This is a genomic window from Pseudomonas sp. GW821-FHT09D08, from assembly GCF_059416305.1.
On sequence record NZ_JBWKOX010000002.1, the window covers coordinates 181811 to 200048 of the forward strand.

General features: G+C 62.4%; 14 protein-coding genes. 8 read left to right on the forward strand and 6 right to left on the reverse strand.

What is annotated here, in order from left to right; genetic code table 11:
* Positions 1-163 precede the first annotated feature (163 nt).
* Together AC07OP_RS03830 and AC07OP_RS03835 are read right to left on the reverse strand one after the other, a co-directional pair.
* Complete coding sequence (locus tag AC07OP_RS03830) at positions 164-817, reverse strand: DsbA family oxidoreductase (protein ID WP_495100931.1); 654 nt, start codon at positions 815-817, stop codon at positions 164-166.
* A gap of 55 nt (positions 818-872) precedes the next feature.
* The gene (locus AC07OP_RS03835; protein ID WP_495100930.1) at positions 873-1892 is read right to left on the reverse strand and encodes an alpha/beta fold hydrolase; all 1020 of its coding nucleotides are present in this window, start codon (positions 1890-1892) and stop codon (positions 873-875) included.
* Positions 1893-2074: 182 nt separating this feature from the next.
* On the opposite strand from AC07OP_RS03835, the gene metR reads away from it, so the two are divergent.
* Positions 2075-2992: a transcriptional regulator MetR gene (metR, locus tag AC07OP_RS03840; RefSeq protein ID WP_027604617.1), complete on the forward strand. Its 918-nt coding sequence runs from the start codon at positions 2075-2077 to the stop codon at positions 2990-2992.
* A 49-nt stretch (positions 2993-3041) separates the two neighbouring features.
* Here the strand turns inward: metR and AC07OP_RS03845 are convergent, their stop codons facing one another.
* From AC07OP_RS03845 to nosR, 3 genes are read right to left on the reverse strand one after another with little or no spacing between them, the layout of a single operon-like run.
* The gene (locus AC07OP_RS03845) at positions 3042-3548 is read right to left on the reverse strand and encodes a GNAT family N-acetyltransferase (protein WP_495100929.1); all 507 of its coding nucleotides are present in this window, start codon (positions 3546-3548) and stop codon (positions 3042-3044) included.
* Positions 3549-3553: 5 nt separating this feature from the next.
* Positions 3554-3967: an NUDIX hydrolase gene (locus AC07OP_RS03850; RefSeq protein ID WP_092487404.1), complete on the reverse strand. Its 414-nt coding sequence runs from the start codon at positions 3965-3967 to the stop codon at positions 3554-3556.
* A gap of 32 nt (positions 3968-3999) precedes the next feature.
* Positions 4000-5316: a response regulator c-di-GMP phosphodiesterase, NosR family gene (gene nosR / locus AC07OP_RS03855; RefSeq protein ID WP_495100928.1), complete on the reverse strand. Its 1317-nt coding sequence runs from the start codon at positions 5314-5316 to the stop codon at positions 4000-4002.
* A gap of 219 nt (positions 5317-5535) precedes the next feature.
* On the opposite strand from nosR, the gene AC07OP_RS03860 reads away from it, so the two are divergent.
* Genes AC07OP_RS03860 through AC07OP_RS03875 form a run of 4 tightly spaced genes read left to right on the forward strand, consistent with a single transcriptional unit; the run spans position 5536 to position 11605 of the window.
* Complete coding sequence (locus tag AC07OP_RS03860; RefSeq protein ID WP_495100927.1) at positions 5536-7410, forward strand: putative bifunctional diguanylate cyclase/phosphodiesterase; 1875 nt, start codon at positions 5536-5538, stop codon at positions 7408-7410.
* Positions 7411-7435: 25 nt separating this feature from the next.
* Positions 7436-8404, forward strand: coding sequence for a cytochrome-c peroxidase (locus AC07OP_RS03865; protein ID WP_115487709.1), 969 nt, complete (start codon positions 7436-7438; stop codon positions 8402-8404).
* Between the two features lie 10 nt (positions 8405-8414).
* The gene (locus AC07OP_RS03870; protein WP_495100926.1) at positions 8415-10229 is read left to right on the forward strand and encodes a DAHL domain-containing sensor histidine kinase; all 1815 of its coding nucleotides are present in this window, start codon (positions 8415-8417) and stop codon (positions 10227-10229) included.
* On the forward strand, positions 10226-11605 hold the full coding sequence (locus tag AC07OP_RS03875) for an ATP-binding protein (RefSeq protein WP_495100925.1): 1380 nt from the start codon (positions 10226-10228) through the stop codon (positions 11603-11605). The genes AC07OP_RS03870 and AC07OP_RS03875 overlap by 4 nt, the downstream gene beginning before the upstream one ends.
* An 81-nt stretch (positions 11606-11686) precedes the next feature.
* On the opposite strand, the gene AC07OP_RS03880 is transcribed toward AC07OP_RS03875, so the two are convergent.
* Positions 11687-12277, reverse strand: a complete 591-nt coding sequence (locus AC07OP_RS03880) for a hypothetical protein (protein ID WP_495100924.1) — start codon at positions 12275-12277, stop codon at positions 11687-11689.
* 371 nt (positions 12278-12648) lie between these two features.
* Between AC07OP_RS03880 and AC07OP_RS03885 the strand changes: the two genes are divergently transcribed.
* From AC07OP_RS03885 to AC07OP_RS03895, 3 genes are all read left to right on the forward strand, one after another.
* Positions 12649-14229: an OpgD/OpgG family glucan biosynthesis protein gene (locus tag AC07OP_RS03885; RefSeq protein WP_495101045.1), complete on the forward strand. Its 1581-nt coding sequence runs from the start codon at positions 12649-12651 to the stop codon at positions 14227-14229.
* Positions 14226-16490, forward strand: a complete 2265-nt coding sequence (locus AC07OP_RS03890; RefSeq protein ID WP_495100923.1) for a glycoside hydrolase family 3 N-terminal domain-containing protein — start codon at positions 14226-14228, stop codon at positions 16488-16490. The genes AC07OP_RS03885 and AC07OP_RS03890 overlap by 4 nt, the downstream gene beginning before the upstream one ends.
* Positions 16491-16571: 81 nt before the next feature.
* Complete coding sequence (locus tag AC07OP_RS03895) at positions 16572-18191, forward strand: FMN-binding glutamate synthase family protein (protein ID WP_495100922.1); 1620 nt, start codon at positions 16572-16574, stop codon at positions 18189-18191.
* Positions 18192-18238: the final 47 nt, after the last annotated feature.

Below are 18238 nucleotides of genomic sequence, written 5' to 3' on the forward strand. Positions count from 1 at the left end.
GGGGTCAATGCAAGGGGCGGGCCAGCGCTTACCTCAAGGACAGTGAGAAACAAATGTGGGAGGGGGCTTGCTCCCGATAGCAGAGTGTCAGTCAACAAAGATGTTGAATGTGCCACCGCTCTCGGGGGCAAGCCCCCTCCCAGATTTGGATCAGTGTTCGATTTTAGTTTTTAGCTTCGTTGATGATCTGGCGAATCGCGCCCACAAAGGCTTCCGCCGGCTGGCCACCGCTGACGGCGTACTGGTCGTTGAACACGATGGTCGGCACCGACGTCACCCCACGGGAGGTCCACAACTGCTCTTGCTCGCGGACTTCGGCGGCGTATTCATCGCTGGCGAGAATCTCGGCGGCGCGCTGGATATCCAGGCCGACGCTTTCGGCGATGATCGCCAGGGTGGCGTGATCGGAAGGGTCCTGGCCATCGCTGAAGTAGGCCTTGAACAACGCTTCCTTGAGGTTGTACTGCAAGCCCTCGAGCCCGGCCCAATGCAGCAGGCGGTGTGCGTCGAAGGTGTTGTAGATACGGCTCTGGCCGTCGGTGCGGAAGGCAAAGCCCAGCTCGGCGCCCATGTCACGGATACGCGCACGGTTGGCCTGGGACTCTTCGGCGCTGGAGCCGTATTTCTCGGTGATGTGTTCGACGATATTTTGCCCTTCGGCGGGCATGTTCGGGTTCAGTTCGAACGGCTGGAAATGGATCTCGGCCTGCACCTCGCTGCCAAGCTGGTCGAGGGCTTCGGTCAGGCCGCGCAGGCCGATGATGCACCAGGGGCAGGACACGTCGCTGACGAAATCGATTTTCAGGGGAGTACTCATGACAGGCAACCTCGCAGGCTTCAATACGCCGTAAAGGGTGCACGATACACCAATGTCACAGCAGCTTCGAAGGCCCGACCGGATCGATCTGCGCCCAATGGGCGGCATCTTCACGATGAGCCTGCAGGTACGGCAGCACCGCCGTCAGCAGCGGCGCCTTGAACGCTTCCTGGAAACGATGGGCCATGCCGGGAATCAACTTCAATTGGCTGCCCTGGATATGCGCTGCCAGGTGCACACCGTGCATCACCGGCAGCAACGGATCAGCGGTGCCGTGGACCACCAGCGTCGGTACACGCAGTTGGTTGAGCAGCGGCACACGGCTGGGTTCGGCGAGGATCGCCATGATCTGGCGCTTCACGCCGTCCGGGTTGAAGGCGCGGTCATAGGACAGCGCCGCCTGGTGCAGCAGCACTTGGCGATCGTCCTTCACCGTCGGGCTGCCCAGCGCCGCGAGCAAATCGGCCTGCTGCTCCAGCGCCACTTCACGATTCGGCGCACTGCGTCGCGACAACAACTGCACCAGCGCCGCATTCGGGGCCGGCAAGCCTTCGGCGCCGGAGCTGGTCATGACCAGGGTCAGGCTTTCCACGCGCTGCGGCGCCATCGCCGCCAGGTGCTGGGCGATCATGCCGCCCATGCTTGCGCCCAGTACGTGGAATTGCTGGATCTGCAAGGCGTCCATCAAGCCCAGGGCGTCATCGGCCATATCCGTCAGCGTGTACGGCGCCGATACCGGCAGGCCGAGCTTATAGCGCAGCACTTCAAAGGCCAGGTTGGCGTTCGCCGGCGCCTGGCGCCAGGTGGAGAGGCCGACATCGCGGTTGTCGTAGCGGATCACCCGGAAACCCTGCTGGCACAGGGCAACGACGACTTCGTCGGGCCAGTGGATCAGTTGCCCGCCCAGGCCCATCACCAGCAGCAAGGCCGGGTCGGACGCACGGCCGATACTCTGGTAGGCGATGCTCACCTGGGCCAGGTCGACCGTTTGGGTCGGGACATTGACATCACATCGAGACGCCGCAAAAGACGGCAGGCCGAACAGTAGAGCGGCCAGTAAAAGCAACACGCGCATGAAAAACACCGAAACGCAGAACCCCAGTAGAGCGCGAGTCTGATGAAGTTTGTTCAAGGGCGCTGCCACAGTTCCATGACAGTTTGATGAAGAGTGCCCGGCGGTCGTGGTCGACACGGCTTGCAACATGAGACAAACTCACGCTATCCCGCTTCGTCACAAATTGTCTTCATGGAGAGCCCGTGCTCGAGATCCGTCACCTCAAGACCCTGCACGCCCTGCGCGAAGCCGACAGCCTGGTGGAGGCCGCCGAGCGCCTGCACCTGACGCAATCGGCGCTGTCCCACCAGTTCAAGGAGCTGGAAGAACGCCTGGGCATGCCGCTGTTCGTGCGCAAGACCAAACCCGTGCGCTTCACCAGCGCCGGCCTGCGCCTGCTGCAACTGGCCGACGCCACTCTGCCCCTGCTGCGCGGTGCCGAGCGCGATATCGCGCGCCTGGCCGGTGGCACCGCCGGACGCCTGCACATGGCGATCGAGTGCCACAGTTGTTTCCAGTGGCTGATGCCGACCATCGACCAGTTCCGCGATGCCTGGCCGGAAGTCGAACTGGACCTGGCCTCGGGCTTTGCGTTCGCGCCGCTGCCGGCCCTGGCCCGTGGCGACCTGGACCTGGTGGTGACGTCCGACCCGCTGGAGCTGCCGGGCATCACCTATGTGCCGCTGTTCACCTACGAAGCCATGCTCGCCGTGGCCAACCAGCACGCGCTGGCGAACAAGGCGTACATCGTGCCCGAAGACCTGCTGAGCGAAACCCTGATCACCTACCCGGTGGAGCGTGACCGCCTGGACATCTTTACCCGCTTCTTGGAACCGGCCGACGTGGAACCGGCCCAGGTGCGCACCTCGGAACTGACGGTGATGATGATGCAACTGGTCGCCAGCGGCCGCGGCGTGTGCGGCATGCCCCATTGGGCCCTGCATGAGTACAGCTCGCGCGGCTACGTGAAGGCCAAGCGCCTGGGTGAGAAAGGCTTGTTTGCGACGCTGTATGCGGGGATTCGTGCGGATATGCTGGATGCGCCGTATATGCGCGATTTTTTGCTGACGGCCAAGGACACGTCGTTTTCAACGCTGGATGGCGTGAGCGCGGTGCGCTGAAACAACACCGTTCCAAATGTGGGGTGCTTGCCGCCTCCCACATTGGCTCTCAGTCAGCGTTGAGTTCGCGCCACATGTGGATTTTGTCGAAGTAGTCCACCCCCACCCGCACCGCCAGCGGTTCCAGGCCGTACTGGATAAACCCGCAGCGGCGGTACAGCGCAAACGCTGCATCGTTGCCGGCGGTGACGGTCAGTTGGATCACTTTCAGGCGCGGATGTTGGCGCGCTTCATCCAGCGCTGCCTCGACCAATCGCCGGCCCAAGCCTTTCTGCTGGTAAGCCGCGTTCACGTACATGCCGAACAGGGTCACTTTGTGCCGCGCCTTCTCCCGAGGCTCGAAGGCCAGGCCGACGATGCCGGCCAGTTCCCCGTCGACGTACGCGCCGAGCAAACGATCCAGCGGACTCTCCAGGCGCTTTTCCCACCAGCTCAACGGCATCGCCGCACGCTCGGCCACACTGGAAGTGAACGCCTGGGGATAGGCGCCGTAAGCTTCCAGCATCAACGCCCGATAAGCCTCGGCATCGTTGGCCCCCAGCGCACGCACGCTCATTCGCGTCAGGCCGGCGTGGTCAGTGACGCGCGGTAAAACGGCAGGATCAGGTCACGGGTCAAGGGCGCCAGCACCAGGCCGCCATCACCGGCCGGGTCGATCCAGCGCACCTCTTCGATTTCAGCGGCCGGGCTGACCGGAACATCGATCTGCACCTGGAACAATTCAGCGTCCACGGTAAACCCCGGTTCGTTGGCCGCGGGGGCCGAGAAGTGACCCAGGTAGACCGCATCGCCGGGCTCGATGCGCAGGTTCAGCTCTTCGTACAGCTCGCGGGCCAGGGCCTCGGCGGGCTGCTCACCGGCGTCGATCTTGCCACCGGGTTGCATAAAGGCCTGTGTGCCGCGCTTGCGCACCAGCAAGGTGTGGCCGTCGCTGCCGATCAGCAGGGCAGCGGCAATACGGATAGTGCTAGGCATGAACTGAAAACCTTGAACTCAAACAATGAAAATTAATGGAGCACCCCTTCGCTCTCGTCCGGCTCCTTGATGAACACGCTGTACTTGGCGCCTTCCATCGCCTCGAACGCAATCAGCTTGTCCACCAGCGGCAGGTTCAGCACCTTGCCGGCATTGAGCAGCAACATGCCATTATCGGCGTTGAGGTTACGCGCCAGGACCATGCCGTCTTCCAGCTCACGGGTGGTGAGCACCTTGACGGTCGGATCGCCCAGGGTCACGTCACTGAGAAACGCAGCGCACGCCAGGATGAAGTCCTCGACCAGGTCCGGATCGTAGAGGCGCCCGGCATACTTGCGGATATACAACAGCGCTTCATCGCTGTTCAGGTGCCGCTCAAGAATCAGGCCTTTCTGCAACTCGATGAAGTCCACCGCCAGTTTCAGCAGGCGTGAACCGAACGGAATCGCATCGCCCTTGAGGTGGTCGGGAAAACCACTGCCGTCCCAGCGTTCCTGGTGATGACGGATGATCCGCGCCGCATCCTTCATCGGCTCCAGGGTCATCAGCAGCGATTCGCTCTGGGCCGGATAGCCACGGTAGCGCTCGCGATCGGTGCTGTGCAGCTTGTCGGCCGGCTCGATCAACATGCTGTCGCTCCAGCTCAGCTTGCCGATGTTGTACAACGCGGCGGCCATGGCCATGTCGCGGGCGCTGGCTTCGTCTATGGACTGGGCGGTGCAGTACACCCGCACCAGCTCGATCAGTGCTCGGTTGGTCTGTTTGTTCTTGGGCAGGCGCAGGTTGGCCAGCAACGAAAACACTTCGGTGCCGGTCACGTAGCTGCGCTTGAGCTCGTCGTAGGCCAGGTCGAGCATGTCGGCGGTCTGTTGCAACTCACTGGTGCGTGCTGCCACGCGCTTTTCCAGGGTCGCGTTCAACAGCTTGAGCTGGTCGTTCTGCTGATGGGCCAGTCGCTCAAGCCGCTGAAATTCCAGGGCCTGCTGCAGGATCAGCTTCAGTTCGTCGTCGTTCCAGGGTTTGCCGATATAGCGGTGGATCGCCCCTTCGTTGATCGCCTTGATGATCGTCGGCAGGTCGGCGTAGCCGGTGAGCAGGATGCGACTGGTGGCGGGATAAAGGCGATGAACCTCAGCCAGCAATTGCGCGCCGTCCATGCCGGGCATGCGCGCATCGCTCATCACCAGGTCGATGGGCTGGGCGGCCATGATCGCCAGGGCCTCGGCGCCGCTGCCCGCGAGCACGACATCGAAGGGTTGGCCGCGCAACAGGCGACGCAAGCTGTTGAGAATCGACTCTTCATCGTCGACCAGCAAAATAGTGGGTTTCGTCGCAAGTTGTTCATCCATGCCTGCTGCGCCTTCACATTGAACTGAATTGAGCTAATTTGAACCCGTGTGCCAAGCCGTCTTCCCTCGCTTAAGGCGCGGGGTTGATTTGACGCCAACTGGCCGCCGAATTCAAGGGACCTCGACTACACTGTCACGGCAGGTCTGCGCCCCGCTCAGCCATGGAACCAAGGAAGGAATGGTTATGCCGTCGAACCGTTTGCAGATAAGGCGCGCACTATGAACCCGAACCCTGAGCGGGCCAACCGTCGCATCCTGATCGTCGATGATGTCACGTCCATCCACCTGGACTTTCGCAAGATCCTGTGCGCCGACGCCGACGCCGAGCCCTCCCTGGATACCCTTGAGCAGACCCTGTTCGGCACCACCACCGTCGCTCGCCAGGCGTTTATCCTCGATTCCGCCTACCAGGGCCAGGAGGCCTTGGATCTGGTGAACCGGGCCCTGGCAACCAACACCCCCTACGCCATGGCGTTCATCGATATGCGCATGCCGCCCGGCTGGGACGGGCTGCAAACCATCGAGCAGTTGTGGAACGTCGATCCCAACCTGCAGATCGCCCTGTGCACCGCCTATTCCGACTATTCCTTTGAAGCGATCGAGGCGCGATTGAAGTACAACGACCAGTTGCTGATCCTGAAGAAGCCCTTCGACCACCTGGAAATCCGCCAGATGGCCAGCGCCCTGACCTGGAAATGGCAGCTCGCCCAGGATGCCGCCCTGAAGGTGATCGGGCTCGAACGCACGATTGAGGAACGCGTGCAGGAGTTGCTGAAAGTCTCGCACCTGCTGCAATACGACGCGCTCACGGAGTTGCCCAACAGCACGCTGCTGGGCGACCGCCTGACCCAGGCCATTGCCCTGGGCCGGCGCCATGACACGCAACTGGCGGTGATGTTTATCGGCCTCGACCGCTTCAAGCGCATCAACAACGCCCTGGGTTATCCGGTGGGGGATGAGGTGCTCCAGCAGGTCAGCCAAAGCCTGGTGGCGGCCGTGCGTGAGTCGGACTCGGTGTTTCGCTATGGTTCGGACGAGTTTGTGATCCTGCTCAATGATGTCCAACACCCCCAGCAAACCCAGCACATCGCCCAGAAGGTACTCCAGGCCGTCAGCGTTACCCGGCATGTCGCGGGGCACGACCTGAGCGTCACCGCCAGCCTCGGCATCAGCATCTACCCGAACGACAGCAGCACTGCGGTGGAACTGATCAAGCACGCCGAAACCGCCATGCACACCACCAAGGAGCGTGGCCCCGACGACCTGAGTTTCTACACCGAAGACATGAACCTGCGCGCCCGGCACCAGCAGAACCTGGAAAGCGCGATCCGCCAGGCCCTGGAGCACGATGAGTTTGCCCTGCACTACCAGCCCAAGCTGGACCTGAAAACCGGGCGGATCCTCGGCGCAGAGGCACTGATCCGCTGGTTTCAACCGCGCTCGGGCTGGGTCCACCCGGCCGACTTCATACCGGTGGCCGAAGACAGCGGGCTGATCGTGCCCTTGACCCAGTGGGTGCTGCGCCACGCCTGCGAACAGGCACAGGCCTGGCGCGCCATGGGCCTGGCGCCGCTGCGCATCTCGGTGAACATCTCGGCCATCGACTTCCGCCAGCGGGAGTTTGTCGACAACCTGGCCGCCATCCTCAAGCAGACCGGCCTGCCGCCCAACCAGCTGGAGCTGGAAATCACCGAAAGCGTGCTGATGCAGAATGTCGACGAGACGGTTGATATCCTCAACCGGATCAAGGCCATGGGCGTGCGCCTGGCCCTGGATGATTTCGGCACCGGCTACTCCAGCCTCAGCTACCTGCGACGCTTTCCCATCGATGTGCTGAAGATCGACCAATCATTCGTGCGCGGGCTGCACGAAAATAGCCAGGACGCGCAGCTGATCAGCGCTATCATCGGCATGGGCAAGAGCCTGGAGCTGAACATCATCGCCGAAGGGGTGGAGACCGTCGAACAGCTGAACTTCCTGAGAGCCCAGCACTGTGAGGAAGGCCAGGGCTTTCTGTTCAGCAAGGCCGTGCCTGCGAAGGATTTCGCCCAGTTGCTGCAGGTGGGCAGCCCCACACTGATGCCCGACCAATAGCCCTATGCCTGCAAGGAGTGCTCGCTTGAGCGACGTTTCAACCTACCGTTTCGGCTCCATCCTCGCGTTGGGGCTGTGCCTGGGGACGACCGTGACGGCCGCGCCGCTGGACGAAGCGCTCAAGCCCCTGCCGCCGGTGCCGCACCTCGATGCGGCCAAGGTCGAGCTGGGCCGCCAGCTGTTCAATGAGCCGCGCCTGTCAGTGAACAACACGCTGTCTTGCGCCAGTTGCCATCACCTCGAATCCGGGGGCGCCGACACCAGGCCCTTCTCCCTGGGTTTCGACGGCAAGCCCGTGGAGATCAATACGCCGTCGGTCTTCAACGCCAGCCTGAACTTCAAACAGTTCTGGAATGGCCGCGTGGACACCCTGGAAGCGCAGGTCGAGCAAGTGGTCATCAGCCCGGTAGAAATGGGCAGCGACTGGAACACCGTGGTGCAGAACCTGACCGCCCTGCCCGCCTACCAGGCGGCGTTCAAACAGGCCTACCCCGATGGCGTCACCGCCGCCAATGTGCAAAACGCCCTGGCCACCTATGAACGCACGCTGCTGACGCCCAACTCACGATTTGACCAGTACCTGTTGGGCAACACGGACATCCTCACGATCCAGGAAAAGTACGGCTACCAGCGCTTCAAGGATTACGGTTGCATCGCCTGTCACCAGGGCATCAACATCGGCGGCAACATGTTCCAGAAATTCGGCGTGATGGGCGACTACTTCAAGGTGCGCGGCAACCCCGTCGAGTCGGACCTGGGGCGCTACCTGCTGACCAAGGATGAGGAAGACCGGCACGTGTTCAAGGTCCCCAGCCTGCGTAACGTCGCGGTCACGGCCCCGTATTTTCACGATGCCTCGGCCAAGACCCTGGAAGAAGCCGTCGACGTCATGTTCAAGTTCCAACTGGGGCGCAACCCTTCGCAGGAGGATAAAGACCTGATCATCCAGTTTCTCAAGACCCTGACCGGCGAATGGAAAGGCAAGCCTTTATGAGCAGACCGTCATGACCCTTTCTCGCCGCCGCACCAGCCAGTTAGCCTTGGGGTTGATCACCCTGTTGCTGGCCTCGACCCTGATCTTTCTGTACATCAAGTCGTCCAGCGACCAGGCGTCTTCCTACACCCACTCCCGGGATCTGATCCGGCAGTTGCAGCAACTCAATGCCCAATGGGACAGCGAAGTCCTCAAGGCCAGGATCGCCATCACCCACAACTACGACCCCCTGGTGACGCCCCTGACGGAAATGACCCGGTTGTGGGCCGAGCTGGAAGCACGCGGCTCGTACCACAGCCCGCAAGACCTGCCCGCCTGGCAAGCCAGCCAACAGGCTTATCAGGCGGCCATCCAGGAAAAGGCCCGGCGCGTCGACCAGTTCAAGTCCCATAACGCGGTATTGCGCAACTCCCTGGCTTTCCTGCCGACCGCCGAAGACGATATCCAGGCGCAGTTCAACCAGGTAAACGACGATACAAAAGCGCAACTGCAAAGCGTGGCCACCGACACCTACGACCTGCTGCTCAGCAGCCTTGAATTCGCCCAGGTCACCAGCGACGAGCGCGCCGCCGACATTCTCGTCGGCCTGGGCAAGCTGGCCGTCAACCAGGAACTGCTGCCCAGCGAATTCCGCGGCCCGGTGGAGATCCTGAGCAATCACATCGAACTGATCCTGCGCGAGCAGCCGGTGGTGAACACGTTGCTCGACCAGATCGCCGCCATTCCGGTAGCCGAACGCCTGGATGACCTGACCACCCACCTCAACCTGGACCAACAGGCCCTGGACCGGGTCGAGCAGCAATACCACCGTTACCTGCTGGTGTTCTCCACACTGCTGGTGGCCCTGTTGCTGTACCTGACGATTCGCCTGCTGCGCAGTTTCGCCGAGATCAACCGTGTCAACCGCGCCTTGCAGGCGGTGAACGAAACCCTCGAACAGCGCGTGGAACGGCGCACCCGACAGCTCAAGGATGCCCAGAGCGAGCTGATGGACAGTGCACGCCAGGCCGGCATGGCGGAGATCGCCACCAACGTGCTGCACAACGTCGGCAACGTGCTTAACAGCGTGAACATCTCCGCCGACCTGGTCACCCGCAAACTGCGCAGCAGCAAGGCTATGGGCCTGGGCAAGGCCATGCAGTTGATCAACGAACGCCAGGGCGACCTGGGCACTTTTATCACCGAGGATGAGAAGGGCAAGCTGCTGCCCGGCTACTTGAACCAGTTGGTGGACGCCATTGCCGTCGAGCAGCAAGGCCTGATCGAGGAACTGGGGCAATTGAGCAAAAGCGTGGACCACATCAAGGACATCGTCTCCACCCAACAATCCTATGCGGGCGCGCCCTCGCTCAAGGAGCCGGTGCAGATCAGCACCTTGATGGAAGACGCCCTGCGCATGAACGCGGGAGCCCTGAGCCGGCACAATGTCACGGTGGTCAAGCACTATGGGCAGGTACCGGAAGTCCTCGGGGACAAACACCGCTTGCTGCTGATCATGGTCAACCTGATCAGCAACGCCAAGTACGCCATGTCCAACCTCACCGACCGGCCACGGCAGATGACCCTCACGGTCCAGTCGCTGGAGGACAACAGGTTGCAGATCAGCGTGAAGGATGAAGGCGAAGGCATACCGGCCGAGAACATGACGCGGATATTTACCCACGGTTTTACCACCCGCAAGGAAGGCCACGGTTTCGGGCTGCACAGCTGCGCCCTGGCCGCCGTCGAAATGGACGGCCACCTCAGCGCCCACAGCGACGGGCCGGGCCTGGGCGCGCTATTCACCCTGACGATCCCCCTCATTCCTGCCGGAAGCCTCGTATGAACCAGCCTCCCAACCGGCGCATCCTGTTGATTGACGACACGCCGTCGATTCATGAGGATTTCCGCAAGATCCTGATGCCGCCCACTGAATCCAACCAGGAGCTGGATGACATGGAGTCGGCACTGTTCGGCGAAACCAGCAAACCCACGGCCCCCCCTTTCGACCTGCACTCGGCCTACGGCGGCGAAGAAGGCCTGCAGTTGCTCATCACCGCCATGGCGCACCAGCAGCCCTATGCCCTGGCGTTTGTCGACATGCGCATGCCCCAGGGCTGGGACGGCGCGAAGACCATAGAAGAACTCTGGAAAGTCGCCCCCGACCTGCAAGTGGTGGTGTGCACCGCGTACTCGGACTATTCCTGGGAGGACCTGCTCGACCGTCTGCAAGGCCATGATCGCCTGCTGATCCTGAAAAAACCGTTCGATAACATCGAAGTCCAGCAGATGGCCAACACCCTGGCCAATAAATGGGACATGGCCCGTCGCGCCGCGCTGCAAACCACCCAGCTGGAACGGCTGGTGGAACAACGCACCCACGCGCTGCAGCTGGAAATCGAGGAGCGCAAGCACCTGGAAAGCCAACTGGTGCAGTCGGAAAAACTCGCCTCCCTGGGGCAACTCGCCGCGGGCGTGGCCCATGAGATCAATAACCCGGTAGGCTTTATCTCGTCCAACCTCAGCACCCTCGACGGCTACTTCACCCAGTTGCAACAGATGCTGGAGGCTTACCGGCAGGCCGAAGAAAGCCTCGCCACGGGTGAACAGCACGAGCAGCTCAAGGCCTTGCGCACCCGCCTGGAACTGGAGTTTCTACAGGAAGATATTCCGGTGTTGATCCACGAGTCCAAGGAAGGCATCGGCCGCGTGGTGCAGATCGTCAAGGACCTGAAAAACTTCTCGCGGGTGGACAACGACCAGACCTGGCAATTCGCAAACCTGCAACAGGGCATCGATTCGACCCTGAACATCGTTGCCAGCGAACTCAAGTACAAGGCCGATGTGGTCAAGCACTACGCGCCGCTGCCAGAGATCGAATGCCTGGCCTCGCAGCTCAACCAGGTGGTGATGAACCTGGTGATCAATGCCGCGCAGGCCATGGGGCCGGAGCGCGGCATCATCACCATCAGCAACGGAGTGGAAGGCGAGCACGTGTGGCTGGAAGTGGCGGACAACGGCTGCGGGATTGCCCCCGAGGCGGTGCAGAAAATCTTCGACCCGTTTTTCACCACCAAGCCGGTGGGGGAAGGCACCGGGTTAGGACTGTCACTCTCCTACGGCATCGTCAAGAAACACCATGGCGATATCCTTGTCAGCAGCGAACTGGGCAAGGGCACGAAGTTTCGCGTGGTATTGCCGATTCGGCAGACGGCGGCGTAGGGCACGCCGTCCGCGAATTGGGCGCAGGCCGCTTGATGCTCAGCGGCCACGCAGTTAAGGACATCGCTCGAACGCGCGGGATCAAATCCCGGTCGGCGTTGTTTTCAGCGCTCCTGCAAGCCCAGCAGCGGCAGTGAACGTGCCCCCCAGCGCCTGGGTCAGCCCCACCGTCGACTTGACCGACTTGGGCGTGGATTCGTTATGGGCGACCGCTTGTCCGTATCCGTTTAGAACCGACACCCAATCGCCCTTCGCCGCCCCCGCAATCGCTGTGGCCAAACCCGTCTTCAGGGTTTTATCAAGGCCGCTTTTCAGCCCGTCCATCATCCCGTCTACACTGCCATCTGACTTTTCCAGCCCATGAAGCATGTTGCTCAAGCCGGGAATAAACCAGGTGTGCCGAGCGATGTCGCCACTTGCCTTTTGGACCCAGCTGCGGTCGGCGGCTTCGGGCGCTTGCGCCGATAATGACGGTGCCATTTGCTGATAGAGCCTGGACTTGACCAAAGGGTTGCCATTGGCCATGAAGGGGGCAGATTCGCGGGGTGTCGACGTAAAGAGCGGCGTGTCTGACACAGGATGAGGCGTGGTAGAAGACACCTTCGACGATAAGGCAATGCGTGCTAGGAAATCTAACGAAGTCAGGCTAGTCGGGATAGTCGGGATAGTCATGGTCGGCTCACTTTGGGAAAGGTTGGGGAACTCCCGTTTAAGTGGCCAGGGGCGATTCATGAGTTCCGCACGCCAAGGCCTCTGAAATGGACACCTGCGTGGCCAAACCTTGGCCACGATTTCGCAGCGGACGCAGCTTGAACGATCGATCTTCAAAAAAACCTGCTCAGATCATTGATCTGCCTGCCCTCGCAACCTGTTATTTCTGACAGTAGACAGACCCTTTTCCCGACTCGACACTCCACACAAGCAACACGATTGCATGCCGGTGGCGTGCTGAACGTGAGGCCTGGGCTCTCATCGTCGAAGGAAATGACACCATGTCTACGCGCCGCGAGTTCCTCACATACGCGTCACTGGGCGCCTTGCTCATGCCACTGGGCAGGGACGCCCCAGCGGCCGATACAGCCGACCCGTCCAGTACTTTTTCCTTCGAAGGCTTGATCGAACAGGCACAAGCCGATGCCTTGAAACCCTACACCTACCCCAGCACCGCATCGGCCGCGCTGCTGGCGCGACTCGACTACGCCGCCCATGGCCAGATCCGCTTCAAACCCGAGCACGCCCTGTTCGCCAAAGGCCCCGGCAAGTTCCCTGTGACATTCTTTCACTTGGGGGCGTTTTTTCGCACGCCCGTCAGGCTGTATGTGCTGGACAACGGCATCGCCCGCGAGATCGTCTACGACCCGGCGCACTTTGATATGCCGGGCGACAGCCCGGCCCATGCCCTGCCCCGTAACAGCGGGTTCGCCGGCTTTCGTATCCAGGAAAGCCGCCTGGGCGACCAGGCCAGGCTGGCGTGGCAACAAAACGACTGGGTGGCCTTCCTTGGCGCGTCGTACTTCCGGGCCATCGGCGAGTTGTACCAGTACGGCCTGTCGGCACGGGCGATTGCCCTGGATGTGGCACAAGCCGGCAAGGCCGAAGAATTCCCCGACTTCACCCACATCTGGTTCGAGCCGCCAAAGAACCAGCACACAAACGCCATGACCCTCTACGTGCGGCTCGACGGCCCCAGTATCTGCGGCGCCTACCGTTTCGTGATCCACCGCACACAGGGCGTGGTCATGGACATCGACTGCACGTTTTTCCTGCGCAAGAACGTCGGCCGGCTGGGCATTGCGCCGCTGACCTCGATGTTCTGGTTCAGTGAAACCGCCAAGCGCACCGCCGCCGACTGGCGCCCCGAGGTCCACGACAGTGACGGCCTGGCGCTGTGGACCGGCAACGGAGAACGTATCTGGCGGCCCTTGAACAACCCGCCACGCACCCTGGTTTCGGCGTTCAGCGATCGGCAACCGAAGGGCTTCGGCCTGCTACAGCGCGACCGTAATTTCGACCACTACCTCGATGGCGTGAATTACCAGCGGCGCCCCAGCCTGTGGGTCGAGCCGTTGGGCGATTGGGGCGAAGGCAGCGTGCAACTGATGGAAAACGGCACCGACGACGAGATCCACGACAACATCGTCGCAATGTGGGTGCCCTCGGCCCCGGCGGAAGCGGGCAACCGTTATGCGCTGCGGTATCGCCTGCACTGGCTGGCCCAGGAACCCTACGTTTCGCCACTGGCGGTGTGCGTGGCCACACGCCTGGGCAAAGGCGGCTCACCGGGCGAGCCGCGCCCGCTGGGGGTGCGTAAATTCGTGGTGGAATTCCAGGGCGTCCCCTTGGAAAAACTCGCACCGGGGGTCAAGCCCGAGGCCGTGATCAGTTGCTCCAGGGGCGCGCTCAGCCGGGTCTTTACCGAAGCAGTGCCGGACGGCGTCGCCGGCCATTGGCGAGCACAGTTCGACCTGAACGTCGACGGCAAGGACCCGGTGGAATTGCGCCTGTTCCTGCGCCTGGACGGCCAGCCGCTGTCAGAGACCTGGCTGTATCAGTACCACCCCTTCCATTCGGAATCGACGGCAATCGGTACCCCTTCAACGGCTGACACCGGCAATAGTCCATGAGGCTCGGCGGTCAATGGGCGCTGTTCTGCGTGGTGTTCAGTGTCAGCGGCAACGCTCTCCACGCCGGCGAGCAGGACCCGGTAGAGGCCTTGTTGCAACAGATGACGCTGGAAGAAAAAGTCGGCCAACTCAGCCAGCTCGGCGTCCAGGACACACCTACCGGCCCGGTCATTGACCCAGGCGAGCTGGCGCAACGGCCCATGAGCACCGTGGGCTCGGTCCTTGGCGCCTACGGCGTCGAACAGACCCGCCGGTTACAGGAACACGCCGTCACCCGTTCGCGCCTGCCTATACCGTTGTTGTTTGCCTTTGATGTGATCCACGGGTTTCGCACCGTATTTCCCGTGCCGTTGGCAGAAGCTGCGGCCTGGGACGTTGACCTGGCACAACGGACCGCTCGCGCGGCGGCCGTTGAAGCGACGGCCAGCGGCATACACTGGACCTTCGCGCCCATGGTCGACATTGCCCGCGACCCGCGCTGGGGCCGTGTGGTGGAAAGCACCGGCGAAGATCCATTCCTGGGCGCAGCGCTGGCCAGCGCCAAGGTGCGGGGGTTCCACGGTGCCGGGCCTGCCGACCCGTCATATATGCTGGCGACCGCAAAACACTTCGTGACCTACGGTGCCGCCGAAGGCGGGCGCGACTACAACGTCGCCGACGTGTCGGAACGCACCTTGCGGGAAGTGTACTTGCCGCCTTTCCAGGCGGCCGTGGCGGCGGGCGTCGATGGGATCATGCCGTCGTTCAACGAACTGGCCGGAACGCCCCTGCACAGCAACACCGCACTGTTGACCGGTGTGCTGCGCAATCAGTGGCGGTTCCGTGGCCTCATTGTCAGTGACTTCAACGCCATTTGGGAGCTGAGCCAGCACGGCATCGCCGGCAGCCCGGCCGACCGGGCACGGCTGGCGTTCAGCGCGGGGGTGGACATCGACATGGTCAGCCAGACGTACCGCCAATACCTGCCCACCCTGGTGCGCACTGGCCAGGTTCCCCTGACCGCCGTGGATAATGCGGTACGCCGTGTACTCCAGGCCAAGCAGCGCCTGGGACTGCTTGACGATCCCTACCGCTACAGCGACGAGGCGCGGCAACGGGCCAATGTCCTGACCCCGCAGCACCGGGCACTGGCGCGCGAGGCCGCACAGAAGTCCATCGTATTGTTGAAAAATACCGACGCCCTGCTGCCGCTGTCCAAGCACCTGCGCAACATACTGGTGGTCGGCAGCCTGGCCACGGATGCCGAGGCCACGCTCGGTCCCTGGGCCTTGGCGGCTCGTCCGGAAGATTCGATCACGGTCTTGCAGGGCATACGCCGCGCCGTCGCCCCTGGCACCGAGGTGGTTTACCTGCCCGGCGCTTCGCCCATCAGCACCGAGACGCAGAACCTCAACGAGGTCCGGCAGGCCGCCCGCCGTGCCGAGGTAGTGATCGCCGTACTCGGCGAGCGCGCCGATCAGAGCGGCGAAGCCCGCAGTCGCGCGGACCTGGGCCTGCCGGGTGCCCAGGAAGCACTGTTGCGTGCCCTGCTGGACAGCGGCAAACCCGTGGTCATCCTGTTGATGAATGGCCGCCCGCTGGTGCTCTCGCAAAACGTGCGCCAGGCGCCAGCGCTGCTGGAAACCTGGTTCCTGGGCAGTGAGATGGGCCATGCCGTGGCCGACATTCTGTTTGGTGACGTCAACCCCAGCGGCAAACTGCCGATCACGTTCCCCCGCAGCGTGGGGCAGATTCCCCTCTACTACGCGCACAAAAACACCGGTCGTCCGCCCAGCGGCGATGGTCATTATGCCTCCGCCTACATCGATGAACACTGGACGCCGCTGTATCCCTTCGGCTTCGGCCTGAGCTACACCTCGTTCAGCTACTCCGCACCGCGGCTCAGCACACAGCGGCTGGCGTCCACCCAAGTGCTGAGCGTGGCGGTCACCGTCACCAATACCGGAGCGCGCCCAGGCGAAGACATCGTGCAGTTATACCTGCGCGATGATGTCGCCAGCGTGACCCGCCCGGTTCGCCAATTACGCGGTTTCCGCAAAGTGCAGCTGGCGCCCGGCGAGGCGCGGGAGCTGACCTTCACCCTTGACCAGGCGGACTTTGCCCTGCTGGACAGCAACTTTTCGCCGGTGATTGAGGCCGGCACGTTCACCGTCTTCGTTGGGGCAGACTCGACCACCGAAAACCAGGCCTGGTTTGAACTGACCGATAGCCGCGCATTGTCTATTTCGGGCCAGTCTGTCCCATCACGGGGATCACACTGAGGACACCTGCAGGTTGTCTGGCCTTTCGTTACTGGCGCAGAATGCCGGATCGACCTGAGAGTCCGAACCCAAGGAAACCGTATGAGCCTGTCCTTGCTAAGCCGTTACGCCTTCTTTGCCGTGTGCGTCATTTTCACCCTCGCCAGCCTGCCCTTTATCCAACACGAATGGCTGTGGCCCATCACCCTGGTCACCGGCGTGTTGAGCCTGATCGGCATTTTCGACCTGCTGCAAAGCCCCCACGCCGTGCGCCGCAACTACCCGATCCTGGGCAATATCCGTTACCTGGTGGAAGCCATCCGCCCGGAAATCCGCCAGTACCTGCTGGAGTCCGACAGCGACGCCCTGCCCTTCTCGCGCTCGCAGCGATCCCTGGTGTACTCGCGGGCCAAGAACGAAACCGCCGACAAACCCTTCGGCACCCTGATCGATGTGTACCAGCTGGGTTTCGAATTTATCGGCCACTCCATGCGCCCCGCGCCCCTGAGCGACCCCAGCGCCTTTCGCGTGATGGTCGGCGGCCCGCAATGCACCCAGCCGTATTCGGCGTCGGTGTTCAATATCTCGGCGATGAGCTTTGGCTCGTTGAGCGCCAATGCGATCCGCGCGCTCAACCAGGGCGCCAAGCTCGGCAATTTTGCCCATGACACCGGCGAAGGCAGCATCAGCCCCTATCACCGCGAAAACGGCGGCGACCTGACCTGGGAACTGGGCAGCGGCTACTTCGGCTGCCGCACCAGCGACGGCCGCTTCGACCCGGAGCGCTTTGCCGCGCAGGCGCAGAACCCGCAGGTGCGCATGATCGAAATCAAGATGAGCCAGGGCGCCAAACCCGGCCACGGCGGCATCCTGCCCAAGCACAAGGTGACTCAAGAGATCGCCGAAACCCGCGGCATCCTGATGGGCGAAGACTGCATCTCGCCGTCGCGTCACAGCGCGTTCGCCACCCCCATCGAGTTGATGCAATTCATCGCCCAATTGCGTGAACTGTCCGGCGGCAAGCCGGTGGGCTTCAAGTTCTGCCTGGGTCACCCGTGGGAGTTCATGGGCATCGCCAAGGCCATGCTCGAAACCGGCATCCTCCCGGACTTTATCGTCGTCGACGGCAAGGAAGGCGGCACCGGCGCCGCGCCCGTGGAGTTCACCGACCATATCGGCGTGCCGCTGCGCGAAGGGCTGCTGTTCGTGCACAACACCCTGGTCGGCCTGAACCTGCGCGACAAGATCAAGCTCGGTGCCAGCGGCAAGATCGTCAGCGCCTTCGACATCGCCAGCGTGCTCGCCATCGGCGCCGACTGGGCCAACTCGGCGCGCGGCTTCATGTTCGCCATCGGCTGCATCCAGTCCCAAAGCTGCCACACCAACAAATGCCCCACCGGCGTTGCGACCCAGGATCCGCTGCGCCAACGCGCCCTGGTGGTACCGGACAAGGCCCAGCGCGTGTTCAACTTCCACCGCAACACCCTCAAGGCCCTCGCCGAGATGCTCGCGGCGGCAGGCCTGGATCATCCGTCGCAGCTGTCGGCCAAGCATTTGGTACGACGCATGTCGGCCACCGAGATCAAGCTGTTCTCGCAGTTGCATGTATTCCTCAAGCCTGGCGAGCTGCTCACCGGCGAAGTGAATGGCGAGTTCTATTCGCGCATGTGGCAGATGGCGCGGGCGGACAGTTTTGAGCCCCATGAGGTGGTGGCTGCGTAACCTGTACACACCCTTTCCTGCTGAACCGGACCACCGACGGCATCGTA

What these genes read in the sequence shown, in the direction of transcription:
- AC07OP_RS03830 (WP_495100931.1), bottom strand. Translation starts at nt 817, where the DNA reads ATGAGTACTCCCCTGAAAATCGATTTCGTCAGCGACGTGTCCTGCCCC.
- AC07OP_RS03835 (WP_495100930.1), bottom strand. Translation starts at nt 1,892, where the DNA reads ATGCGCGTGTTGCTTTTACTGGCCGCTCTACTGTTCGGCCTGCCGTCT.
- AC07OP_RS03845 (WP_495100929.1), bottom strand. Translation starts at nt 3,548, where the DNA reads ATGAGCGTGCGTGCGCTGGGGGCCAACGATGCCGAGGCTTATCGGGCG.
- AC07OP_RS03850 (WP_092487404.1), bottom strand. Translation starts at nt 3,967, where the DNA reads ATGCCTAGCACTATCCGTATTGCCGCTGCCCTGCTGATCGGCAGCGAC.
- nosR (WP_495100928.1), bottom strand. Translation starts at nt 5,316, where the DNA reads ATGGATGAACAACTTGCGACGAAACCCACTATTTTGCTGGTCGACGAT.
- AC07OP_RS03860 (WP_495100927.1), top strand. Translation starts at nt 5,536, where the DNA reads ATGAACCCGAACCCTGAGCGGGCCAACCGTCGCATCCTGATCGTCGAT.
- AC07OP_RS03870 (WP_495100926.1), top strand. Translation starts at nt 8,415, where the DNA reads ATGACCCTTTCTCGCCGCCGCACCAGCCAGTTAGCCTTGGGGTTGATC.
- AC07OP_RS03875 (WP_495100925.1), top strand. Translation starts at nt 10,226, where the DNA reads ATGAACCAGCCTCCCAACCGGCGCATCCTGTTGATTGACGACACGCCG.
- AC07OP_RS03880 (WP_495100924.1), bottom strand. Translation starts at nt 12,277, where the DNA reads ATGACTATCCCGACTATCCCGACTAGCCTGACTTCGTTAGATTTCCTA.
- AC07OP_RS03885 (WP_495101045.1), top strand. Translation starts at nt 12,649, where the DNA reads ATGCCACTGGGCAGGGACGCCCCAGCGGCCGATACAGCCGACCCGTCC.
- AC07OP_RS03890 (WP_495100923.1), top strand. Translation starts at nt 14,226, where the DNA reads ATGAGGCTCGGCGGTCAATGGGCGCTGTTCTGCGTGGTGTTCAGTGTC.
- AC07OP_RS03895 (WP_495100922.1), top strand. Translation starts at nt 16,572, where the DNA reads ATGAGCCTGTCCTTGCTAAGCCGTTACGCCTTCTTTGCCGTGTGCGTC.